Raw genomic sequence first — 17,441 nt, 5'->3', positions numbered from 1 at the left:
ACTCGCTATATTGCCGGTCCAAACCTATAAGAAGCCATGGGGGTGCAATGCCGAAATCACATAGGCGACATAAAGCAGAACCATGATTACCCCTACAGGACGGGTAATGGATTTGGACAGGAATATAAAGGGCAGCAGACACATAGATGTCAGCACCATGATCCACATGTCCGGTACAAATACATCGCCTGGAACCGGAAGCGGAAACACTGCGGCTGTAGTGCCCATGATCGCGAGCAGATTAAATATGTTGGAGCCGATGACGTTGCCGATGGCAACGGCGCTTTGCCGATGAAAGGCAGCCATGACAGCGGCCACAAGTTCTGGCAGTGAGGTGCCGATCGCAACAACTGTCAGGCCAATGGAGGTTTCCGATACGCCCCAGTTGCGTGCAATTTCTGTAGCACCAAAAATTGTGAAGCTGGCACCTATGGGCAGGCCGATAAGGCCGACCAGCAGGAACCCGCTCAGCATCCAGGCCGGTTTGGTACCAATGTCACCAAACTCGTCTTGCAGGGCATCCTGCGCCTGTTTGCGGTGTCGTCTTGCGCTTCGATAATTATCGTAGAGAAAGACGCCCAGCAGGGACAGCATCACCACTGCGTCCAGTCGGCTCAACATTCCATCGCTTGCCAGCGCAACAAAGCCAAGCGTGATGGTCACCATGAACAGCGCATTGCGCCGTGTACCGGGCCCGCTGCACGCTGTGGCAAAAATCAATGAAGGCGCGCCCAGAACCAGCAGAATGTTGGCGATGTTGGAACCAACCACATTGCCGATGGCCAGACCCGGTGCGCCGGAAGCTGCAGCCTTCATGGAAATCACCAACTCTGGCGCTGAAGTACCAAAGGCGACAATTGTAAGGCCGATTATGAGTGCAGGAATGCCCAGGCGCTCGGCCACGCCTACAGCACCACGGACCAGCAGATCGCCAGCAAAAACCAAGATAATAAGACCGGCGAGAAGTGCCAGATAGGTAATCATTGCGAGGGAAGGTCCTTGGTTTGCAGCAGACAAATGAAGGTGACACAGGCTTCGGGCGCAGGGGTTCCATCAGCCAACACCCCCCACAGGCATTGTCCCTATATAGGGACCGAATTCAGGAATTGAAGCGTTGATCATGAATTCAGACATGGTCTGTAGCCAGCTATGCAACAGCGGCAGGATGGCCCGATTTTCGTCGTAAAATGAGCACAATTCATCACAGAATCAACCGAATTTGCCCCATGCGAAGCCGCATTTTGCAATGATTATACCCTCAACCGCCGTGACAGCTTCCTACAAGAGATAGCTTGAGCATTGCGGTACGCTTGAACCTGTAACGAGTAATCTGAGGATAAAAAAATGTCCGTAAATTCTTATCTGCCAAATCAAAAATCTGTTCTGAAGACAACCGGTGCAGCCGCTGTTGCGGTATTGGCCCTGACTATGGTGGCAAGGGCTGCAGACCTTCCAGTTGAGCCCCAAGTTGAAGTGTATGAACCCCTCCCGGTTCAGCCCACATCCTACGATTGGTCGGGTGTCTATCTGGGTGCCATGCTTGGCTATACCTGGGCGGAATACAATGTAGAAGGCTTGAATGATATTGATGACAATGGCTATGTGGCTGGTGCCTACACCGGATTCAACTTCCAGTCCGGAAGCCTTGTCTTTGGTGTTGAAGGCGATTTTGCCGCCGTTGGACTTGATGAGTCATCCGGCGCAACAAGTCTTGAAACCGATATGATTGGCAGCGTACGGGGCCGTGTCGGTTACGCCTTTGACCGCGTTCTTGCCTACGGTACGGGCGGTGTCGCCTTTGCCAACGTCACAGCAGATGATGGCACAGTCAGCGATGATAACTGGCACAGCGGTTACGTTGTGGGCGCCGGCGTTGAAGCGGCGATGACTGATAACATTCTGGCTCGCGTTGAATATCTTTACACTGATTTTGGTGAAGAGACCTATGAGCTGACGACAGATGTTGATGCCGATCTGACGTCGCATACGATCCGGGCCGGACTTGGATACAAGTTCTGATCTCCCTGTGACGTGACCTTCAGGTCGAACATTTCTGCAGGCCGGGGCAATGTGACATTGCTCCGGCTTTTGCAATTAAAGTGAAAAAAGTGATTGATTTCAATTTATTAACCATCTCTCTTAAAGGTTGATTGTGGTTTCCAAGAGATAAACAAAACAGACCGGATTTAACCGGATGTATTAATTTATCAGGAGTGGAAACTATGATTTTGCGTACCTCTCTTATTGCGACGGCTTCTGCCGGGGCGCTTATTTTGTCGTTGAACGCTGGTTTTGCGGCTGATCTTTACGACAATGGCGGTGGCTATCAGCAGCCGACCTACAATGGCAATCCTCCCGCAGATTGGACCGGCCTTTATATGGGCCCGATGCTTGGTTATATCTGGGGCAATATTGATCCCGATTCCGGCGCGGAAGTAGATGTGGATGGTATTCTGCTGGGTGGTTTTGCCGGGTACAATTTTCAGGCAGGGTCTCTGGTCTTTGGTGGTGAAGCGGATTTGGCGATTACCAGCATGGATGGCAGTGAAGGCGGCACCGATGGTGACGCCGACTGGACTGGAAGCATTCGGGGCCGTCTGGGCTACGCTTGGGACCGCCACATGATCTATGGCACGGCAGGCCTTGGGTTCCTCAGCGCCGATGTGGACCTTGGTGGTGCCAGTGACGAGAACACCCATGTGGGTCTTGTGGCCGGCGCGGGCTTTGAAAGCATGGTCAACAGTTCATTCAGCGCCAGGGCGGAGTATCTCTACTCCGGCTATGGCGAAAAAGATTATGGCGCATTTGAAGCTGACGCCAATTCCCACGCCATCCGTGCCGGTTTGGGGTATCATTTCTAAGATACCGCAGAATTGAATTTGAGATGAAAGGCCTCGCACTCAGTGCGGGGCCTTTTTTTGTAGTTGCTGGCTACATAATCTGATTTTGCAAAGCTTAAAGCCAAATGCCAGCCGGTGGTTCATTCAAGGCAGTCTCTTCAGCCACTGCGGAAGGCGGTTTACCGGTTCCTACGTCAGTTTCAGCAGACCACTCATTGGCACTTCCCACTGAATTTTGATCATGCGTATCAGGTTTCGGAGGAGTACCATTTTAAAACTGCTGGATGGTTTCGCATGCCATCTGCGAGGGTTTTGAACTTGGTGAAAGGATCAAAAATGTCTGTTGGGATATCATCGATGCCACCACTGCTGATCCATTTGTGGGCCATGTATAATTTGATGTCAGCAACGCTTGGCTGTTCGCCGGCAAGAAAAGGGCCTGCTCCGATCAGCTGCTCCACGCCTGCCCCCCAATGCGCAATGTAATCTGTTGCAAGCTTCTGTCTGGCAGCCTTCTTCACCGCCGCGTCTTCAATCCGCATCGTTGCTGATATGCGTTGCCGCAATTCTTCCACCGCCTCCATCAGTTCATCATGCCGGACCGCTTCAAACAGGTTTTTGGGGTGAAGCCCGTGCTGGCGACCGACAAGGCGCAATATGGCGTTGGTCTGGCTGATCACACCATGATCTTTCACTTCCAGAACCGGCATCGAACCGAATGGAAGGTCTGATTTGAGCTTGCTGAAAGCCTCAAATGACAGGCGATTATCGTCAAATTCCACACCGGCGATGGCAAATGCCAGCCGTATTTCCTCGCCTCTGCTGCCAGCGAAATCGAAGTAGGTAAGTTTAAGATTTGACATGTTTGCCTCTGGTTTCCGGTCTGGTTGTTTGGTGGATGACAGTCGGGTGCAAAGTGGGGTTCAGCCCCTAAGCCTCTACGCTCTTAAGTGAGGGACATCTCCATAAGCACCTCTTTTGGATGATGTTTTGGCCAATTGATTGGTGTGCTTACATCTACAAAACCGATACTGCGGTAAATCTTTTGCGCTGCTTTCAATGATGGATGGGTGCCCAGAATGATCCGACGGTAGTTCATACGGCGTGCAGTTTCGATCAACTGACTGACAAGCAACACGCCGGTCCCGTGACCACGAAATTCTGGACTGACGAACATGCGTTTCACTTCGGCGGTCTCATCATCATGTCGGCGAAATCCGACACAGCCAGCCGGCAAACCATCCAAATAGGCAACAAGAAGGCAACCGTCTGGCGGGCCATAGTCACCGGGCAGGGCATTCAGCTCATCGTCCAGACCCTGAAAGGTTGCGGCCGCGGACGCGTCCTTGTCGATGGACAGTGCGTAATCAAAAAAGGCCCGGATAAGTGCCCGTGCATCATCGATCTGTTGCGGTGTTTCAATCTGAAGGATGCTTATTTTGGAATTTTGCAGTGCCTTAGCCATTCAGGTCAAACCGCGCGCAAGGCAGGCAAGCCAGTTGTCACGTGACAGCTTGTTGATCAGTGTATCGCCATAACCATGTTTTCCCAGCGCCGCCAACAGATGTTGTACGCCGGTTACATCACCGATGAGTTCGGGGACAATACAGCCATCAAAATCCGATCCAAGCCCGACATGGTCTTCGCCCAGATGCGTGAACAGGTGATCCATGTGCCGCAACAATGGGTCCCAGTCCATATCGGCTGCCGCCGTGCCATCTTCGCGCAGGTAGAATGTTGCGTAGTTGAAGCCAACCATTCCACCGGTTTCGCGAATTTGCGCCAATTGCCAGTCTGTCAAATTCCGCGGCGATTCACACGGGGCAAATGCGTTGGAATGAGTTGCCACCAAGGGGGCCTTGCTGATTGAAGCGACATCGTTAAAGCCCGCTTCGTTCATGTGTGACAGATCAATCAGGATACCTAGTTCATTGCAAAGGCGGATCAGGTCTTTACCTTTTTCAGTCAGACCCGGCCCGATGTCTGGCGTGCCGGGAAACTTCATCGGTACACCATGGCCGAATATGGTCGGACGGCTCCAGACCGGGCCGAGGGAACGCAATCCCATATCGTGAAACAGATAAAGCGCATCAAGGTCCGGGCCAATGGCTTCCGCGCCTTCCATATGCATGACACCGGCGATGACATCATTTGAAATCGCAGTTCGAACTTCAGATGCAGACCGACATACTTTGAAGTCTTGCGGTGCGGAGCGTTCCATCCAGTGCAGCAGACCTGCCATGGTCATGGCCATTGGCTGCGCCTGCGTATGCGTCATCTCGGGCGGTATCGGTAGATCATAGGGTGGGTTGGCCATCAGGGCCGCGAAATCGGGTGGTGGGCCGCTGGAAATTGGCGGTACGAATATGGCAAACAAACCACCGGCAAACCCGGCTTGCTTCATGCGCTGCAGATCAAGATGACCTTTGCCCGTATTGCCGAGCCATGTTTCCTCTCGTGCTTCCTGTGTGAACATCAATCGCAGAAGAAAGTCATTGTGCCCGTCGAAAAAGGAAATGGGTTCTGTCACTGGTTGGCTCCAGCCAGACCCGATTGATGTGTTTTGGCATTGGCTCGCACATCCTGAAGTAAGCTCGAACAGTCTTCATCGACAATGCCAAGTGCCGCGAACTGGCTGACGATGTTTTCCAGATATTCCACGCTTGTGCCCAGGACACCTGAGCCATGGGTGATGAACTCAACTTGTTTGCTGCGTGGCAGATCAGGATGGATGCCTTCAGCTTCGTAATCGGCAACGAAGGTCAGAGCAGGAATAATGTTATCGCCAACCATCGTGCGCACGACACTTGGTACATAACCAGGTCCGATCATTTCTCGCCGCCACAGATTTCTGGTTTCCGCCTCGATTTTGTCACAGGAAAGCCTGTAGATCAGACCTTCGCAGCCGTCGCCCTTATCCAGAGCCGCCATCAGGCCGGGCATCTCAAGTGTTCCGCGTCCACCCCAGATATCTTTCAGGATAAATCGGCGCGCATGGTCTGACACTCTGGCGCGCCGAACTTCGGTAAATTCAAAAGCGGGGTCCCACATCAATGATCCGTAGGCAAATATCCAAAGGTCACCATCGTCATGTTTCGCAAGTGTTTCCCGTCGCGATTTTTCCCGATAGGATTCCGAATGAAGCTCTTCTATTACCCAATGGAGTTCCGGCCATTTTTTCAGAAGATTAACGGGGTCGAAATCACGGAAGAAGGATTGCAGCGGATCTTTGATCTTGTCGCGCAATTCCGGGTGATGGATGAATGGATCGTTGCCAGAATTCATTGTCTATATTTGCTTTCGTTCAAAGTTTTCGCATGGCCCTCGAATTTTCCCAACGATTGCCCACCCCAATTGAGTACAGCCCCTAGTCTTGCTGTTTTTTCTTGCGACTTGCAACAACGTTCCAGATTGTGATTTGATCCGATAAACCAATAATTTCAGCCAGATAATTGCCACTGAAATGACTTGGATAATGCAAATTGGGATTGGGTTTTTGTGGTGCTTTGCGAACAAGGCCGGACCCATTTTCTTTGGGTTTCATTTTCAAAGGTCTCCGACTGCGTCCAACTGCAAACACTGCGTGGGACACAGTCTAGATCCTCACACTCAAAGATCGCGCTAAATTGTTATAAATTTGTGCAGTTTGCGGACGGTCCGTGCAGTGATCTAGCGCAGGGTCTGTGCGGCTGTTTCGTTGATCAGTCCGGCTGCAATCTGAAGAAATGTTTGCGCTCTTTTCAGATAGCCTGGATTTGTTGATAGCCAGCGCCCTGCCAAACGGGCTTCGACCAATTTGGGTGCAATTCCCTCCAATTGTTTGAACAAGGTTTGAGCTTTTTCAATCTGGCCAACGCCGACCCAGCAAATTGTGCCGAGCAACATTGGGGTTGCACTGTCCGGGGCTTCCAGGCGGGCAGCGTCTGAGGTTTGTGCAGCTGTCTCATAATCACGACTGGCGAATTGCGCGAACCCAAGCGCTACCAGAAAAGATGCCCGTGACGGATCGCGCGGGCTGAGCCGCAGTGCAGATTGCACGTGAGGCACGCCTTTGGCCACGTTGCCATGAGTTGCCTCATACATCCCCAGCCAGGCCAAAGTGGTGGCGCAATTCGGGTTGATCTCCTGAGCCTGACGCAATCCGGCAAGTCCTTGATCTGGGTTAGCATTCATGAAATCCAGAAGTGCTTTTATGCGCCATGCATGATGGTCACTGCCATCAATTGCTATCGCGCGGCTGGCCGCTGCAATGCCCGCCTTCAAGGTGTCCTCTCTGGAGTTGGTTGTGCCATGATAGGCGTGCCACCATTGAACCCAGCCGATCGCGCGCCATGCCAGACTGGAATTGGGATTGATGGCCAGCGCTCTTTCAGCGAGCATCAATGCGTCGTCCCTTGGAGCCGGGGCATATTTCATCTCGCCTGCAGAAATTGCAGACCATGCCCTTTGAGCAAAGCCATGAGCGTTCAGGTCAACTGGCTGAATGGTTCGATTATGCGCGTTTTCTGCCGCGTCAATTTGTGGCGCCAGTGCCGTCACAACAGCTCCGACAATTCTGGCCTGCAGATCGAAGTGATGATCCAGCGGTCCCTCAAATTTTTCCGCCCAGACATGACCGCCCATTTTAGCATCGATCAACTGCGCAGTGACACGGACGCGACCGGGGGCTGTTCGAACACTGCCCTCTACAACATAACGCACGCCCAATTGCCGGGAGACCTGACGCACATCTATTGGCTGTTCGCGGTAGGTAAAAGCCGAGTTGCGCGCGACCACGAACAAATTTCGAAACCGGGACAATTCGGTGGTGATGTCTTCAACAATGGAATCCGGCAGCCAGCTCAAGCTCGGGTCCACACCCAAATCCGTAAAGGGCAATACCACAACGGATGGTTTGGCAGGCAGGGGAAGATCTGGTTTGCCTTCGATCAGGGGCGTCACGCTCACTTCCAATCCAAAGCGCAAGCCACGGCCAGGCAGGGTGACAATCACCTGGGATCCCAGCAATTTGCGCAAAATCGAAACCTGAACGTTCAGATTGTTGTCACCGACCGTGATGCCGGACCAGACCTGTTCCATCAGTTCAGCTCTGCTCACAATCCGATCTCGGTGCTGGATCAGATACAACAGAAGGTCGAAGGCGCGCGCGCCTAAAGTAATTGGGCTGCCATCGAACAGCAATTGCCGAATGGCTGGCCTGATTTCATGCTCAAGAAAGTAAATGCGGTCCGGCAGCATCAATTCAAAACCCCAATGAGAGGCTCGAGTTCAATCCTCCTCAGATTGCTGATGTCGGCCCCGACCGGAGCCTAGTTAAAATCGGGGACTGACACAATAAGAGGGAGCGAGGCAGATCATTGAATATTTTTGGATGTTCTGCATCCATCACATCAAATCGGAAGTGCTTTTTTTCCGCGCGTCCCTATGATCGGGCAGCAATTGGGAGAGACTGCAAACATGAAGATCGAGCCAGAGTGGGAATATGTGTCAGATACTGTCATGGGTGGCGTGTCTGAAGGCGGCATGCAGCAAGAGATGTATCGGGGCCGTATGGCCACCGTTTTGCGCGGCGCGGTTTCGCTGGAAAACAATGGTGGTTTTGTCCAGATTGCCTTTGATCTTCGCCCGGATGGAACGGGCTTCAATGCAAGTGATTGGGATGGCATTGAGTTGATCAATTGCGGCAATCACGAGCTGTATGACATCCGCCTGCGGACAGACCAACTGAGCCGCCCGTGGCAATCCTTCCGGACAGACTTCACAGCCGCATCCGAATGGCGGACAGAGCGGATCCCGTTTGCTGCGTTTGTTTCACACAAAACCGACGCCATCTTCGATCCCTCACAGCTCAGGCGGATTGGCGTTCTTGCCATAGGCCGCGCGTTTCAGGCAGAACTGGCAGTTGCAGGCATTTGCCTCTATCGCGATTAGTCGTCTTGCCTTGAAGACGTGGTCCGCTATTTCCACCGCTATGAGCAAAGCAAAAAACCTTCCTCCGGACCATCTCAGCGAGATTGTGCAAATGGCATTGTCGGATCATGTCAGCTTCGCTGATATCGAACGCGAATACGGGATTCGCGAGAAGGACGTAAAAGCCGTGATGCGTGATACACTCAAGACGGGAAGCTACAAAACCTGGCGGAAGCGTGTGCGCGACTTCGGGAACCGGCGCGCCCACTACAAATAGACTTTTGTTTCAGCTGTATGCCCGCTGAGAAACCGGCCCTTTGTTTCCCTTGCCCATAAGGAAATGGTCTGACTACGAAATGTGTACCGATTCAGGTGGCAAGTGTGCGGTCTTCGTCGGATAACTGATCAGGGAGATCATCGAAGCTGGCATAGTTGAGTTGATAGAGTTGCGCGTAGAGGCCACCGTGCTCGATGAGTGTATCGTGGTCGCCTTCCTCTATCAGCCGACCCTGCTGCAGCACAAGGATGCGGTCAGCATTGCGGATAGTGGCAAGACGATGCGCAATGACCAACCCGGTACGCCCTTCCAGCAACCGCTGTAGCGCTTTCTGAATTTGCATTTCCGTGTAGCTATCGATGTTGGCGGTCGCCTCGTCCATTATCAGAATTTTTGCGTCCGTCACCAGCGCACGGGCAAAACTCAAAAGCTGGCGTTGCCCAAGGCTCAAATTGCTGCCACGCTCTGCCAGCATCGTGTCATAACCCTGTGGCAGGGCCTCGATAAACTCATGGGCGCCGACGGCTATTGCGGCTTCAACCACAGCCTCGTCATCAGCCCAGTCCGTGGCATAGCGGATGTTGTCCCGCACTGTACCAGTGAACAAATAGGGCTCTTGCAGCACCATCGCGATATGACGCCCAAGGCTCTTCTGCGTGACGTCTCGCACATCGCGCCCGCCCACCAAAACCGCGCCGTCCTGCACGTCGTAAAACCGGTGTATCAGCGCCATCGAGCTTGATTTTCCGGAACCGGTCGGGCCGATTAACGCCACCGTCTCACCAGAATTCACGCGGAAATTGACTTCTTTAAGCACCGGATGCTCCGGATCATAGCCGAAGGTCACATTGCGAAATTCGACCGAACCATCGTCGCTATCCCCAAGTGGCGTGGCATTCAATGCGTCTTTGACATCGACATCAACGTCCAGAACCTCTGTCAGCCGGTGACCGGAGGCCATAGCGCGCTGCATCACCGAATATTGCATTGTCAGCGACCGGATTGGGTCAAAGAACCGCTGGATGTAGAACAGAAACGCCACCATGACGCCAACCTCGATCCGCCCCGACACCACCATCAGGCCACCGGCCACGGCGACGACTGCCATCGCGCTGCCTGTCAGAGTATCGACAATCGGGATCATGATCTGAGATAGTTTTGAGGCCCGCAATTGGGCCTTGTAAGTGTTATCGACGAGTTCCTCATAGAGTTCGGCATTCAAGTTGGCGCGGTCCATGGCCTGAACGGCACGGACGCCGTGAATCGCCTCGGCCAAAGCACCATTGGTGATTGAATTGGCCTCATGGGCAGCCATGAAAGCGGCGCGGGCGCGGGTCAGCCACAAGATGCGAACCCCGAACAGGATCGGAATAACTGTCAGGACCATCAATGCCAGTTGCCAGTCGAGCCACAGCATAACCGCTACGATCCCGAACAAAAGCAGCAGATCGCCTATGGCGAGCACCGAGGTTTCAAGGAATTCCTGCATGGAGTTCACATCGCCCTGCAAGCGCGACATCAGCCGGCCTACCTCGGTTTTGTCCATGAAGGAGAGGGACACGCGTTGCAAATGGCTGAACATGGCGCGCCGAATATCGAACAGAACGTCCTCGGCCATTCTGCCGGTCACGAGTTCCTGCACACGCGAGGCAAAAAAATTGATGGCAATGATGATGGCAAATAGTGCCACGATTCCAAGCAATATCGTTGGCGGCGCATCAGGTGCCATTCCATTGTCGATCGCATAGCGGATCAAGAGCGGGATTGTCAGCTGAGAGATCGTGAATGTTACCACGGCGGCAACGGAAATCACCACATTGCGCTTGTAAGGGCGGACAAACTGCCAGACCCGTTGCGTGACCTTGCCGTCGAACACACGTCCGAAAATCTCTTCTTCAATGCGGTCCGATCCGACAACAGCGCGCATGCGCGGGTTTTCATCCTCGTTTGGGTCGTTCGGCTCGTGTAGGTCAAGTGGTTCACCGGGTTTTGTCTGGCTCATTGTATATCCACCTTCTCGGCCAGCATTTCGGCATTGGGGCGCATCTGCAATTCATGCAAATCGCTGTAGCGCCCTCCCAGTTTCAGCAATTCTTCATGACTGCCCTGTTCAATGATCCGGCCCTCTTCCAGAAACAGGATTCTATCGGCGTGCATCAGGCTGGCCAATCGATGGGCCACGATCAGGGTCACGCAATTTTTGGCATATTCCTTCAGTGCTGTGCGGATACGGTTTTCTGTTCCAGCATCAATGGCAGCTGTCGAATCGTCAAAGATCAAGACCGTCGGTTTCATCATAAGCGTACGCGCGATTGATAGGCGCTGGCGCTGACCACCGGACAATGACACACCACGTTCGCCAACGATGGTGCCATACTTGCCGGGCAAACCAAGAATATAATCATGCAGTTGCGCGGACTCTGCGACGCCGCGAATTTCGCGCGTTTCAGTGAAGGGATCGGCATAGGCGATGTTGTTCTCGATTGACGTGGTGAACAGGAAACTATCCTGCTGAACCACAGCTACAGCCTTACGAACTGACGACAAGGTTGCGTCGCGAATGTCCTGCCCGTCGATGCTGATGGATCCATGTGTGGGATCGTAGAAACGCGGGATCAGGTGCATCAAAGTTGTTTTTCCGGAGCCGGGCGGGCCGACAATACCGACAGTCTCGCCCTTATGCGCCTCAAAGCTGATGCCTGACACGGTCCGTCGATCGGTGTTTCCGGAATATGCAAAGCTGACATTTTCAAGCTTTAACGTGCCGTTGGTGATCTTCAGATCCTGCGCGCCCGGCGCGTTTTCAATTTCGGCCTCGTGATCAATCAGGGCGAACAGGCGGGCGCCACAAGTTGATGCGCGCGCGTACCCATTCACCATCATGCCCAACTGACGCACTGGCATCTGCAGAATGGTCATGAAGGTCAGGAACGTGGCCAGAGTGCCCAGCGTGATGTCTCCTGATGCCACCTGGCGTCCGCCGAAATAGAGGACCAGTCCCATAGAAGCAAAGAATGCCAGCGTCATCGCTGAGGTGTTCCTGACCCGGGTCTCGATCCGTTCATGGCTGAGTTCCAGCGCTGATTTGGATGCGACCTCAAATTTTTCCATTTCGTATTCTGACGAGGTAAACGCCCGAACCACGCGAATTCCGGCAAGGTTTTCCTCCATCACCTGACTGAGAACGCCCAGCCGTTCCTGCAAGATGAGCCAGGTCCGGCGCAGAGCCAGCCGCATGACCGTGCTGCGCCATCCCGCGAAAGGCACGAATGACAGTGCCAGAAGGCCGAGAGTCAGATTGGTTGATAGCAGCAGCGTTGCACCAAGCCCGATCAACAGGCCCAGAAGAACGGTGCGTACCAGAGCGGTCGAGAAAAACATCCGCACGCCTTCCAGATCAAGCATGCCGACCGTGATCAGGTCACCCGAATGAGTCCGGTCATGAAACGAAAAGGGCAGGCTTTGGATTTTTCCATAGACGGCATTTCTGATGTCGCGCGCCAATGAATGCCCGACGGCTTCCGCAGTGTAGTTCTGGATAAGGGTGAATATCCCACGTGCGACGCTTGCAGCGAACAAAAGCAATGCAATCGGGTAAAGCGTTTCGGGTTCTGCCTTTGCTGCAGCCACTGCCTGGGTCTGATCCACAGCGCGTCCGAGGATAACAGGGATCGACAGCTGCATGAGAACTGCGGCCACGGTTGCCGCCAATGCCAACCCTGCGCTGACAGGGTAGCGAAACGCCATCCGCGTGATGCGGGCGATGGCACCAAGACCTGCCTGGGGATCCACTGTGGCTGTCCGGCGAAATATCCGGTCGGAGCCAGCCTCGCGGCCGGATTGAGCTTTTTTTGTCATTTTATTGTCGCCACGGAATCAACATCGTGGCCTCCATATGCGTCGACTTAATAGTCTATTGTCCAAGAGACTGGCAATCTTTGATTGTACTGAAATCTCTTTCCCTGAAAACTTGGACCCTGATCTCAAGAGAGGTCATGTGGATGGCTTGGAAAAGACATTCAGACGAAGACATACTTGAGCCACTGGCTGAAGCTATCGGGCGAAATTGAGCTAAAGCATAAGGACCGATGATGGTCGGTCGTCCTGTTGTCGCGTCGGCGCCAGTGACGCCAGGCATTATTCCCGTTTTCACCGCCAGTTGCATGTCTGCTTTCAGGATACACACCCGTCAAACCGGCGCGTGCAGCAAAAATCCGCTTCCCGCCCCAAACTGCATTCCAGAACCATGGGTATTTCCTTGAATTTGCGTTCTAATTCGTCACTTTGGTCGCTTCAAAAGCAGGCACCAGAGCCTCAAAGCTGTCGAGCCATGCCACCAGAGCCGGGTGCGGTTCGCGCCACTTGCCTTCAAACCGCAAATCCAGATAGCTCAAAGCGCAAGCCAGTGCGACATGACCTAATTGAATGTCGTCCACCGTATTCAAAACTGGTGGTGCAGCTTCCAGGGTTTTCAGGCCACGGGCAATCTTGTGTGCCTGATAGGTCATGCGTTCAGCTGATTGTTGTTCTGCTGGCCTGAAGCGTGTTTCGTAGACGTTTGTAACCGCCGCATCGGTGATGCCATTTGCAAGCGCATGGAGGGTCAGGGCAGGGAACTTTGCTTCACCTTGGGGGACCAGCTTTGCGCCACCTGCAATGAAATCCAGATATTCCAGAATGACACGGCTGTCGTAAATGGCCATGCCGTCTTCATTTATCAGGACGGGTATTTTCCCCAACGGGTTCTGTTGCCGCACAGTGTCATGAGGATCGTTAAGATCGACATCTACAACGCGTATGCGGTCAGACAGTTGCAGAATGTCTGCTGCCACCTGAATCTGGCGGCCAAAGGGGGATGAAGGGGAGGTGCGCAGAATCATCATGACTTAGTCTCCTTGTTTTGAGGGCACGATAGGCCGGACACTCAATTTGTTTCCAATTCAATTTTTCGATGAATGACGCTGCGTCGTTTATGAAGCTGTGCTCACAGTTTTGTCATCCTGATTGGTCTGATAATGTCCTAAAGTCGCGCAATTGACTTAAGATCCTGGTGACCTCAGACTCTGGACTTTCCGCAACAGGACATTTTCTCGCATGATGAGCCAGACCCATGTTTTGCTGAGTGCTGCTGCGTTCACCAAACCCGGCGCGCCGCTTCGCAACAGTGCGGCCCTTCTGGGGGCTGTTCTTCCCGATGCTTCGATCTATGTGATGCTTGGCATCATGCGGTTTCAGGGGGTCGAGCAGCGCCGTATCTGGGATGAGATTTACTGGCAGGAACCCTGGCAGTTTTTCAGCGCCGTTTCCAATTCGGTTCCGCTTTTTCTGAGTATTTTCGTTATCGGCCTTGTGTTGCAACGATTTGCCAAAACCCCGGCTGTCGAATTTGCCAGCGTATTTCTGGCAGGACTTGGCCTGTCTGCCTTGCTGCATCTGGCGTTTGATTTTCCGGTTCACGCAGATGATGCACACCGGCATTTCTGGCCTATCACGGATTGGCGGTTCTTTTCACCGCTGTCTTACTGGGACAGCCGCCATTTTGGGGAATATGTTCGCCTGTTCGAGGGGCTGATAGGAATTGTCGCTTCAATTATCCTGTTGCGTCGGTTCAAGCAGCTATGGGTGCGTGTCGCGGTGGGGCTTGCTTTGGTATCCTATCTTCTGGTTCCAGCGTTTTTCATCTGGTCGATGTCGACTGGATCCTGACACATTGAAATCTCTGGGACGCGTCCCGATTGTCCGCGCCAAACTTACTTTCGGTAAGAGCCTTTTTCACACCAATACCTGACTGCCACACCAGGTTGCCTTTGAAAGAGATCAGCAGCAATGCGGCAATTTTCTTGATTGTAATCGTTGCCATTCATGGAATTGAATGTTGCTATGTGAATGCGCAGATCGTCTCCAATCACAGACCCGCGATAGAGGGTATAGATCCCATCTTGCTCCCATGGATTGCATGAAGCCAAGAGAAGTGTGGCAGCAATAATAAAATTAATTTTCATTTTTATAATTCGAATGAGCTGTTGCTCTCTTGATCATACCACGCAAGCATCTTTTATATAATTGCTTTTACAACTAACCAATATGACAAGATTTTTGTTGTGTAGACAAAATCAATGAACAGGTTTCTGACCAAATGTTTCCCTTGGCATTTGTCAATCACACCTTCAGATATCTCTCAAGGAACCTAGCTTAGCTGAAACTCAGTTCGGCAGGAAACGCCCATCCTAAAAGCGCTGTCCATTGTTACAGAGGAATGAGGTTAAGAGGTTTTGGCGGCAACAGGCATTGCCGGTTCTTTGGCCCTATGCGCTGTCAGCCACTGCTGATCGATGCCCCGCAATTGGGCAGGATCGAGCTGCGTTTTGTGGTTCCAATAGTCACCCGAAGGCACAAATTGCTTGTGATCTCCTTCCAGGTTTTTGGCGTCCGAAATGGTCAGGGCGTCGGAGTTTCGGCGTATGTCTGACAGGATGTCTGCATGGATCTGAGCGTGCGCCAAGGCAAGGTTATCAGCGCTCATGCGGGGGAATGTGAGACGGCTCTTTTCCAGCGTAGACGTATTGACGCAGAGACAATTCTGCTCAGCCGCCAAAATCATCAACCGGTTTGATTTCGCCTCCAGCGATTGCAGTGTCGGGTCCTGCCGCAGGGGGTCTGCGGTGCCTGCACCATAAAAATGTGATTGGCCGTTTTTCTGATCGTAAATCATGTCGCAACCGCAAAAAGCCAATACATCCGGCTGTAAGGCATGAAGTGCCCAATAGGCTGTCGAGAACGCCATGGTGCCGCCGGCATAGACAATGCCGCCAAAGGCATTGTTGGCAGGGACATAGGTTTCATGAGACAGGCAGACCTGACTAGGCGTGGGCGTGGGCCTGCGCTCGTCGGGGAAATCGCCAGCATAGACCAGATGCGTCCAGTCATCGCGAATGCGCCAGGCATTGTTGATAGCAACAATTGCGTGGAAGGATGTGGCGTCGAAAGCCCGTGCACGCACCGCATCCACGGCGCTGCCCAAAATCAGAACGGTCTTTAACATAATGCAGATCTGCTTGTGTCAGCGGCATCGGACTATCGAGAGCAGGCAAGTATGTCGAAATTACCAAACGTCAAGTCTAACGTATCGGTGGCATCACCAATCGGCCGCGCTTACAGCCTTTCAAATCAACGCTGGGGCAGTCGCGAAATTCCAATGATTGGGTGAGGCAAAGACGCATTTCCAGAAATCTGTTGTTCTCGCAAGATACACCCATTTCCTCCGGGTCCAGACCCGGATTGAATTTGGAAAACGCCGCTTCCAGTGCCAGGGGGTCCACAGCCACCTTGCGGTCCAGTTTGCGCAGGACCGGAGGAATGACGATTTTATTCCGTGCCTGTCTTGCCAGATCAAAATAAGCCTGCTGGTTGAGGCCTGAGCAAACACCATGTTTGCGCCATTGATGGCCGATGAGGCCGTATCCCGGCATGATATCAAGCGTATCGCGGGCAAGATCATCGGGAACACGTTGCGGTTCGTTGCTGTTGCAAAAAGCAGGCCAGTCGCCGCCTTTGAATTGAGGCCACAGGCCGTGGACGATGAAGCCGAATGATTTGCCGGTGCCGCATTGCTGACGATTGTCAGAAGCCGTTTTTTCATCTTCACAAAAGCTGGGAGACCAAGACAGCGACAGCACATAGAAATCAAATTCGCCCGGTCGGCCCCCGCGAATTTCCCGTGCAAATGAGGCGGAAACAAAGGTGAAGGCCAATATGCTGATGCAGGCGGCTGCAAGCCATTTGGAAAAGGACATGGGACCCCGCTTTAGCGCAAGGACCGACAATTGGCCCCATAGACGCGCCAACGATCATATCCCGAGACACAGAACTGTACTTTCCACGACAGGCTGGCAAAGCCCATGCGCTCCTGAATCATGTAATAAACTTTCGGGTGTTTGCCATTGGACAGGGTGGCCCTGCCATTGCAGTGCCGGTGGGAAATCATGGATTTGGTCTGGTCCAACCGATAGCGCTGCTTGATGTGGCGAATGTCCTGAATGCCAATCGTTTGGTTACGATTCTCAATCTTTGACCAGGTGTTGCGATCTGCCCATGAAAACTTGGATGTGATCCGGCGCAGGACGCGTGGATCGTTGCAATTGGGAATGGCCCCACGGCCAAAAATCCTGTCGCGCGGGTCGCTGCCCATTCTCAAATGGGTGTCATGAGCAAAGGCCCCGCTTGTCTGAAGCGGGCCAAACCCGGAGATGAATGGCAACAGCAGCAGAAGCGTGAATACCATGCGAATGCAGGAACGGCCATTGGTCATGGAATGCGAATCCTTAATCTCAACGAAGCAGCGACAGTTTGGGGTAGCAAGTGGACATAGGCAAGTGCTTTTGACCTGAGTCCAGACCCAGACTCAGACCCAGACT

General features: G+C 53.0%; 18 protein-coding genes. 5 read left to right on the top strand and 13 right to left on the bottom strand.

Going from position 1 to position 17,441, the window contains the following annotated elements; translation table 11 throughout:
* Positions 1–24 precede the first annotated feature (24 nt).
* Complete coding sequence (locus RAL91_RS21050) at positions 25–984, bottom strand: calcium/sodium antiporter (protein ID WP_306258208.1); 960 nt, start codon at positions 982–984, stop codon at positions 25–27.
* A 360-nt stretch (positions 985–1,344) separates the two neighbouring features.
* On the opposite strand from RAL91_RS21050, the gene RAL91_RS21045 reads away from it, so the two are divergent.
* Entirely contained in the window at positions 1,345–2,019 is a 675-nt protein-coding gene (locus tag RAL91_RS21045; RefSeq protein WP_306258207.1) for an outer membrane protein, read from the top strand.
* A 203-nt stretch (positions 2,020–2,222) separates the two neighbouring features.
* Positions 2,223–2,861, top strand: a complete 639-nt coding sequence (locus RAL91_RS21040; RefSeq protein ID WP_306258206.1) for an outer membrane protein — start codon at positions 2,223–2,225, stop codon at positions 2,859–2,861.
* Between the two features lie 227 nt (positions 2,862–3,088).
* Here the strand turns inward: RAL91_RS21040 and RAL91_RS21035 are convergent, their stop codons facing one another.
* The 6 genes from RAL91_RS21035 to RAL91_RS21010 form a co-directional block, all read right to left on the bottom strand.
* Positions 3,089–3,703, bottom strand: coding sequence for a glutathione S-transferase (locus tag RAL91_RS21035; RefSeq protein WP_306258205.1), 615 nt, complete (start codon positions 3,701–3,703; stop codon positions 3,089–3,091).
* An 83-nt stretch (positions 3,704–3,786) separates the two neighbouring features.
* Entirely contained in the window at positions 3,787–4,305 is a 519-nt protein-coding gene (locus RAL91_RS21030) for a GNAT family N-acetyltransferase (protein ID WP_306258204.1), read from the bottom strand.
* The gene (locus RAL91_RS21025; RefSeq protein WP_306258203.1) at positions 4,306–5,370 is read right to left on the bottom strand and encodes a dipeptidase; all 1,065 of its coding nucleotides are present in this window, start codon (positions 5,368–5,370) and stop codon (positions 4,306–4,308) included.
* Positions 5,367–6,125: a gamma-glutamylcyclotransferase gene (locus RAL91_RS21020; protein ID WP_306258202.1), complete on the bottom strand. Its 759-nt coding sequence runs from the start codon at positions 6,123–6,125 to the stop codon at positions 5,367–5,369. The genes RAL91_RS21025 and RAL91_RS21020 overlap by 4 nt, the downstream gene beginning before the upstream one ends.
* 82 nt (positions 6,126–6,207) lie before the next feature.
* Entirely contained in the window at positions 6,208–6,384 is a 177-nt protein-coding gene (locus RAL91_RS21015; protein WP_306258201.1) for a hypothetical protein, read from the bottom strand.
* 125 nt (positions 6,385–6,509) lie between these two features.
* Positions 6,510–8,078 carry a winged helix-turn-helix domain-containing protein gene (locus tag RAL91_RS21010; protein ID WP_306263041.1) on the bottom strand — a complete coding sequence of 523 codons (1,569 nt, stop codon included), beginning with the start codon at positions 8,076–8,078 and terminating at the stop codon, positions 6,510–6,512.
* Positions 8,079–8,297: 219 nt separating this feature from the next.
* Between RAL91_RS21010 and RAL91_RS21005 the strand changes: the two genes are divergently transcribed.
* Both RAL91_RS21005 and RAL91_RS21000 read left to right on the top strand, forming a co-directional pair.
* Positions 8,298–8,771, top strand: a complete 474-nt coding sequence (locus RAL91_RS21005) for a CIA30 family protein (RefSeq protein WP_306258200.1) — start codon at positions 8,298–8,300, stop codon at positions 8,769–8,771.
* A 40-nt stretch (positions 8,772–8,811) separates the two neighbouring features.
* Positions 8,812–9,027 (top strand): DUF2805 domain-containing protein, encoded by a 216-nt coding sequence (locus RAL91_RS21000; protein ID WP_306258199.1) that lies wholly within the window; start codon positions 8,812–8,814, stop codon positions 9,025–9,027.
* Positions 9,028–9,118: 91 nt separating this feature from the next.
* On the opposite strand, the gene RAL91_RS20995 is transcribed toward RAL91_RS21000, so the two are convergent.
* The 3 genes from RAL91_RS20995 to RAL91_RS20985 form a co-directional block, all read right to left on the bottom strand.
* On the bottom strand, positions 9,119–11,029 hold the full coding sequence (locus RAL91_RS20995) for an ABC transporter ATP-binding protein (protein WP_371932447.1): 1,911 nt from the start codon (positions 11,027–11,029) through the stop codon (positions 9,119–9,121).
* Positions 11,026–12,774, bottom strand: coding sequence for an ABC transporter ATP-binding protein (locus RAL91_RS20990; RefSeq protein WP_306263037.1), 1,749 nt, complete (start codon positions 12,772–12,774; stop codon positions 11,026–11,028). Before RAL91_RS20990 ends, RAL91_RS20995 begins: the two co-directional genes overlap by 4 nt.
* 524 nt (positions 12,775–13,298) lie before the next feature.
* Complete coding sequence (locus RAL91_RS20985; protein ID WP_306258198.1) at positions 13,299–13,910, bottom strand: glutathione S-transferase family protein; 612 nt, start codon at positions 13,908–13,910, stop codon at positions 13,299–13,301.
* A 211-nt stretch (positions 13,911–14,121) separates the two neighbouring features.
* Here RAL91_RS20985 and RAL91_RS20980 point away from each other — a divergent pair, with 211 nt between their 5' ends.
* A complete protein-coding gene (locus tag RAL91_RS20980; RefSeq protein WP_306258197.1) occupies positions 14,122–14,733 on the top strand; it encodes a hypothetical protein in 612 nt (203 codons plus the stop codon).
* A 556-nt stretch (positions 14,734–15,289) separates the two neighbouring features.
* On the opposite strand, the gene RAL91_RS20975 is transcribed toward RAL91_RS20980, so the two are convergent.
* The 3 genes from RAL91_RS20975 to RAL91_RS20965 all read right to left on the bottom strand — a co-directional run bounded on the left by RAL91_RS20975 (position 15,290) and on the right by RAL91_RS20965 (position 17,335).
* Positions 15,290–16,069 (bottom strand): hypothetical protein, encoded by a 780-nt coding sequence (locus RAL91_RS20975; RefSeq protein WP_306258196.1) that lies wholly within the window; start codon positions 16,067–16,069, stop codon positions 15,290–15,292.
* 76 nt (positions 16,070–16,145) lie between these two features.
* The gene (locus RAL91_RS20970) at positions 16,146–16,820 is read right to left on the bottom strand and encodes a ribonuclease (protein ID WP_306258195.1); all 675 of its coding nucleotides are present in this window, start codon (positions 16,818–16,820) and stop codon (positions 16,146–16,148) included.
* Positions 16,821–16,831: 11 nt separating this feature from the next.
* Positions 16,832–17,335, bottom strand: a complete 504-nt coding sequence (locus RAL91_RS20965; RefSeq protein WP_306258194.1) for a hypothetical protein — start codon at positions 17,333–17,335, stop codon at positions 16,832–16,834.
* Between the last annotated feature and the right edge of the window lie 106 nt (positions 17,336–17,441).

Origin of the sequence: Pararhizobium sp. IMCC21322 (assembly GCF_030758295.1) — a bacterium.
Lineage (GTDB): Bacteria > Pseudomonadota > Alphaproteobacteria > Rhizobiales.
This window is presented reverse-complemented; position numbering and strand designations above follow the sequence as displayed.

What these genes read in the sequence shown, in the direction of transcription:
- RAL91_RS21050 (WP_306258208.1), bottom strand. Translation starts at nt 984, where the DNA reads ATGATTACCTATCTGGCACTTCTCGCCGGTCTTATTATCTTGGTTTTT.
- RAL91_RS21045 (WP_306258207.1), top strand. Translation starts at nt 1,345, where the DNA reads ATGTCCGTAAATTCTTATCTGCCAAATCAAAAATCTGTTCTGAAGACA.
- RAL91_RS21040 (WP_306258206.1), top strand. Translation starts at nt 2,223, where the DNA reads ATGATTTTGCGTACCTCTCTTATTGCGACGGCTTCTGCCGGGGCGCTT.
- RAL91_RS21035 (WP_306258205.1), bottom strand. Translation starts at nt 3,703, where the DNA reads ATGTCAAATCTTAAACTTACCTACTTCGATTTCGCTGGCAGCAGAGGC.
- RAL91_RS21030 (WP_306258204.1), bottom strand. Translation starts at nt 4,305, where the DNA reads ATGGCTAAGGCACTGCAAAATTCCAAAATAAGCATCCTTCAGATTGAA.
- RAL91_RS21020 (WP_306258202.1), bottom strand. Translation starts at nt 6,125, where the DNA reads ATGAATTCTGGCAACGATCCATTCATCCATCACCCGGAATTGCGCGAC.
- RAL91_RS21015 (WP_306258201.1), bottom strand. Translation starts at nt 6,384, where the DNA reads ATGAAACCCAAAGAAAATGGGTCCGGCCTTGTTCGCAAAGCACCACAA.
- RAL91_RS21010 (WP_306263041.1), bottom strand. Translation starts at nt 8,078, where the DNA reads ATGCTGCCGGACCGCATTTACTTTCTTGAGCATGAAATCAGGCCAGCC.
- RAL91_RS21005 (WP_306258200.1), top strand. Translation starts at nt 8,298, where the DNA reads ATGAAGATCGAGCCAGAGTGGGAATATGTGTCAGATACTGTCATGGGT.
- RAL91_RS21000 (WP_306258199.1), top strand. Translation starts at nt 8,812, where the DNA reads ATGAGCAAAGCAAAAAACCTTCCTCCGGACCATCTCAGCGAGATTGTG.
- RAL91_RS20995 (WP_371932447.1), bottom strand. Translation starts at nt 11,029, where the DNA reads ATGAGCCAGACAAAACCCGGTGAACCACTTGACCTACACGAGCCGAAC.
- RAL91_RS20990 (WP_306263037.1), bottom strand. Translation starts at nt 12,774, where the DNA reads ATGGCGTTTCGCTACCCTGTCAGCGCAGGGTTGGCATTGGCGGCAACC.
- RAL91_RS20985 (WP_306258198.1), bottom strand. Translation starts at nt 13,910, where the DNA reads ATGATGATTCTGCGCACCTCCCCTTCATCCCCCTTTGGCCGCCAGATT.
- RAL91_RS20980 (WP_306258197.1), top strand. Translation starts at nt 14,122, where the DNA reads ATGATGAGCCAGACCCATGTTTTGCTGAGTGCTGCTGCGTTCACCAAA.
- RAL91_RS20975 (WP_306258196.1), bottom strand. Translation starts at nt 16,069, where the DNA reads ATGTTAAAGACCGTTCTGATTTTGGGCAGCGCCGTGGATGCGGTGCGT.
- RAL91_RS20970 (WP_306258195.1), bottom strand. Translation starts at nt 16,820, where the DNA reads ATGTCCTTTTCCAAATGGCTTGCAGCCGCCTGCATCAGCATATTGGCC.
- RAL91_RS20965 (WP_306258194.1), bottom strand. Translation starts at nt 17,335, where the DNA reads ATGACCAATGGCCGTTCCTGCATTCGCATGGTATTCACGCTTCTGCTG.